Source organism: Geofilum rubicundum JCM 15548 (assembly GCF_000974365.1).
In the GTDB taxonomy this organism is placed as follows: Bacteria; Bacteroidota; Bacteroidia; order Bacteroidales; family Marinilabiliaceae; genus Geofilum; species Geofilum rubicundum.
Genome location: NZ_BAZW01000108.1, coordinates 1 through 4,554 on the forward strand (window position 1 = coordinate 1; position 4,554 = coordinate 4,554).

5 protein-coding genes are annotated in these 4,554 nt (G+C 40.3%); all 5 read left to right on the forward strand.

Annotated features, from left to right (window positions below; genetic code table 11):
- The coding region (locus tag JCM15548_RS19910) for a DUF3592 domain-containing protein (RefSeq protein ID WP_062128908.1) at positions 1 to 617 on the forward strand (617 nt) is incomplete at its 5' end.
- Positions 618 to 672: 55 nt separating this feature from the next.
- Positions 673 to 2,211 (forward strand): DUF3137 domain-containing protein, encoded by a 1,539-nt coding sequence (locus JCM15548_RS19915; protein ID WP_062128910.1) that lies wholly within the window; start codon positions 673 to 675, stop codon positions 2,209 to 2,211.
- A 224-nt stretch (positions 2,212 to 2,435) separates the two neighbouring features.
- Positions 2,436 to 3,344 (forward strand): DUF6588 family protein, encoded by a 909-nt coding sequence (locus JCM15548_RS19920; protein WP_062128912.1) that lies wholly within the window; start codon positions 2,436 to 2,438, stop codon positions 3,342 to 3,344.
- Positions 3,345 to 3,562: 218 nt separating this feature from the next.
- Positions 3,563 to 4,126 (forward strand): hypothetical protein, encoded by a 564-nt coding sequence (locus JCM15548_RS19925; protein WP_157483014.1) that lies wholly within the window; start codon positions 3,563 to 3,565, stop codon positions 4,124 to 4,126.
- Positions 4,127 to 4,317: 191 nt separating this feature from the next.
- Positions 4,318 to 4,554 (forward strand): hypothetical protein (locus JCM15548_RS19930; RefSeq protein ID WP_157483016.1); only part of this gene is annotated, 237 nt, incomplete at its 3' end.

Consider the following 4,554-nt stretch of genomic DNA (forward strand, 5'->3'; position numbering starts at 1 on the left):
TAATGAAAAACAATAAGGAATCAAGCAAAAAGGAGACATCCTCCAAAGGAAAAATCTTTTTTGGTATGGCACTTATAGCCATCTATGCCGCTCTATTTCATTTTCTTTTGTGGCCCGGGTTTAAGCTATCGCTCGACTCTAAAAACTGGCCAACAGTTAAAGGACAAATAGAATCGGCTGAGGTGTTGTATCATAACGGACAGACTTACCGTTCCGAAGAGCTCTGGCAAAACCTTGGTCGCCACAGTGACGATGACGAGTGGCGCTTTCATGTATATGTGAAATACAGCTATGCTGTTGGCCAGGATGAATTTGTAAGTGACCAGGTTTGTTTACGATTAGGGAACTCTGATAAAATTAAAACAGTTTATGAGGGCTCCAACCTCCGGAGAGCAAAAAGAATTGCACAGGAATATGCCCAAATGAAAACCCCGAATGTTTTTTTTAATCCAGACAATCATTCAATGGCTGTGTTGAAAGCAGGTGCTTCTTTAAGCAGTTGGGCCTTGCAATTGGGTCTGTTAATCTTTCTCCCGCTTATAGGTTTGTTGTTGATTGTTAGTGGAATCCGAGACAAAAATAGTCAACTAAAAAAGAATAAGGGGGCGCAGGACTAATACTGAGTTAGACGATGAATAACTCAGCGTTCTATTCGGTTTTAAAACAAAAAAAATGAAACAAAGAACTTTTATATATGCAGGTCTCTTTTTTTTGATCAGCGTAATTTTAGGAGGAATAATTTTCTTTAAACAGACAGGTTTTTTTTCAAGTGAAGAGACTTATGATATTTCTCACCCGAGCGACTATCAGGAGCAAGGGCAATTGTCCTTGGTACAAAGCGACGAAGAAACCCGCCGTATGTTTGCAGAGCGCGAAGCCGATATTCAGCGACTAACAGAGAACAGCGAATGGGAAGACCTTAAACAGAGGAAAAATAGCGATCTGTTTTTCATTATTCCTCTGGTTGTTATAGGAGCTATCTTATTAATTTTCCGAAAAGGCATTCATCAAAGGGCTTCATTAACTCAGGCCAGAAGGTCCTCGTTCACGCAAGGCCTTTCACACATGGCCAGTAAAATGAAGGGCAATTTCGAAAAAATCCCCTTCGACGAGATGATGAAAGACCCCAATGTTAGTGAGGAAGACAAAGAAAGCTTTCAGAAAAGTGAAGCGTATATCATGTCCTTGATGGGCCAAAAAGCACAGGCGCAAGCCGGCTCCGAAGAAAGCCCGCTTGAGGATGCCAATCCCATTATGTCGCACGAAAACCTTCAACAGCTTTACGAAACAGAGCTTAAAACGTCCATTTCAGCTATCGAAGGCCAACGCAAAGCTGTTGTAAATAGCTTTGCAACTATGGTTGTTTTAATAGTATTTATTGTCCCTTCGTTTGTATTGTTAACTCCAAAATTCTATCTGAATGTTATTGTTGGGTTCATATTCATCATAGCAGCCATTGTGTTTTTCGTGAAAGGCGTATATCGTTTTTTAGAATTTCGCAGCGAGTATAAATCGTCTGTAGTGAAAAAGGTGGTTCAGTTTATCAACCCCAATTACTTGTACGATGCCAATAGGCACATTTCGCTCAACGATTTCAGGATGAGCAATCTTGGAAGTAAAAAGGTAAATAAAGCAGTTGGCGACGATTACGTATGCGGAAAAATTGACAAAACCCTGTTCGAATTTTCGGAATTAATTGCGCAATACGAATGGGAAGATACCGACCACGATGGCAAAAAGGTAATGCGGGTCGAAAACCATTTCAATGGTCTGTTTTTTCTGGCCGATTTTAACAAACACATACAAGGCGAAACCTTGGTAATGCCTGATAAGGCTGAGAGATGGCTGGGTAAGGTTGGTCAAAGCCTGCAAAAAAGCTCGAAAGGCCAACTGGTAAAACTTGAAAACCCCGAGTTCGAAAAGTATTTTGCTGTATTCTCGACTAATCAAACCGAAGCACGCTACATCCTTACTCCAACTATGATGGAAGGGATGGTCCGTATACGCAGGAATATTGGAGCCAACTGCTCTTTCTCGTTCATTGGAGAGCGGGTTTATTGTGGTATCGAGTTCAGTAAGGCCTTGTTCGAAGCTTCCCTTTTAAAACCGATAAGCTTTGCCGATGTTGAATTCATGCACTCTCTATTTATCCTTATCGAAACAATTGTAACTGAAATGAACCTGAATACCCGTATTTGGATGAAAGATTAGTGTTTGAACCGGGTGCCTTTTGATGGTGATTATACTTAGCTCTGTCAGCATTTTTTTTAAGTTGGTCAAATTATCTTTCTGGGTGAATGTAGCCTGTTGTTTTACAGGTGCATTTTTTATCTTTTATGCTTAATTTTAGGGTGCTGGTTTTTGTATTGTTTTTAAATGCCTTTCATTTTTTCTTACCCACAAATTATTGATCTAAATAAAAAAGCGCTTAATCCATGGAAAAGTTAAAATTATTTTTTGCTGTATGCCTGAGTGTAATGCTTCTTCCCAGGCCCGCAGTTTCGCAGGACATTGAGGAGTTATTGTCAAAATACACCTCTGAGAATGGTGAAAAATACATGCAGCCTTTTGCGGATGCCTTTTCAGCCAACCTTAACAGTGGATTGTTTCACAATGCCAAATTGAAAAAAATGGGATTTCAAATTTATTTGGGGCTGGAGACCCAAATGGCGGTGATTCCTTCTAGTCAAAAAACAATGACGGCCACTACCGAGGGCGATTTCTTCCCCAAGAAAAGCGTTGATGGTGTTCCTACTGTGTTTGGCCCCACAGATGGTTTAAAAGTTGAAGATGATCAGAGTGGCACTGTATATGCTTTCCCGGGCGGTCTGGATATTGGCTCTATGCCTATGGCCACTCCACAACTAACCATTGGTTCTGTTTTTGGAACCAATTTAACCTTTCGGTATGCCGGAACCAATAAGCTTGAAGATGTTGGAAAAATCAGTCTCTTTGGATGGGGTGTGCGGCATTCCGTAGATCAGTATTTGCCACTTCCTGTTAATCTGGCTCTCGGTTATTATAATCAGAAATTTTCAGTTGGTGAATACATTGATGCTTCTTCCAGCCTAATAAGTCTTCAGACCAGTTATTCCATTCCTGTTGTCACCTTTTATGGTGGGTTAGGTTATGAAATGGGATCTATGAGTCTTAGTTATACTTATGAGGATGCTGATACCAATGAACAAACCAGTATTAATTTTGACCTTACGCCTTCGAATAAGATTAAACTAACCGGTGGGTTTGGTATAAATCTGGGGCCGGTAAATTTTCATGCTGAATACAATTTGGCAAAACAGAGCTCTATTTCGGCGGGGCTTGGAATAGGGTTTGGGGACAAATAAATATTTTATTAATTCTACTTTCATGAAACGAGCCATGAGAGTCACTTCTCACAAAAGAGAATAATTGTAATGGCAAGTTGCATAGGGCAAAACAATCAAATTTAAACATATGAAACGAGCCATGTTCAACGCTTTAACACACAGGGGTATGACTATTAATGCGAGTTCCATGTGGCAATTAAAAAACAAATTATAAACATATGAAAACACTCAATTCGTTGCTAGTTATTACAGTCATCGCACTCTTGATGAGTTGCGATGCTAAGGAGGTCAATCTGTATCCGTCATTTACGCATACAGCTGAAGTTGTTGTGAACCAGGAGGGTGCTTATGACGAGGCCATCGATATTTTTGTCTCTGAAATTAGTGAGGCCATTGCCGATTTAGATACGGATGGAGGGATCCTAGACGTAATGATTGAAGGTATGTTTTTGGAAGTTACCCCCAATGCTGCAAGTGGGGTTCCTGAAAACTCTGCATCCAGGACTACTTCAAGCATTGTTTTAACAGATTGGAATGGTGGTGAGCATCTGTTAATTGAAGATTTATCCATTGAGCTGACGGAGGTCACTCAGGAGGTTAACCTTCAGTCTTCATTAAGGAAAGCTGGTGTCAAGCAATTTCGTGACATTCTTTTCGCAATAGCCCAAAATGACATTCCTGCAGGAAAGGAAAAGGTTGGTGTGCGCCTAACAGGAAGTCCTACGCCTTCGGGAAGTTATATTAATGCAGAACTGAAGCTGAAAATTAAAATTGTGGTTGAGTATAAGACCGATATTTAGTATAGGTATTCGTCAATTTTTGGATGAACAACAAAAGCGGTGATGGGTAACATCACCGCTTTTGTTGTTTTGCAACGGATTCAAGATGAATCAAAGCACTTTCAAATGGCTGTTCGGTCAACCAATCTTTGGGTTTAAATTTGAAACTGAATTTAAACCTCTTTCTATTAACTTCTCAGATAATCTAAAACATGAAGCAGAACCTGATTTTTATTATTTGTGCCTGGCTACTAGGCCTGTCACTTATGGCACAAACAGCTACTAAACCCCAAGGCGAGGGCAACGAGAGCAATCCCTACCAAATTGCTAACTGGCAAAATCTTTACTGGATGAGCCAAAATACGGATATGTGGGATAAACACTATTCCCAAACAGCGAATATTGAATTTCCTGCGGATATAACCGAGTGGAATTACTCAGGAGGTTGT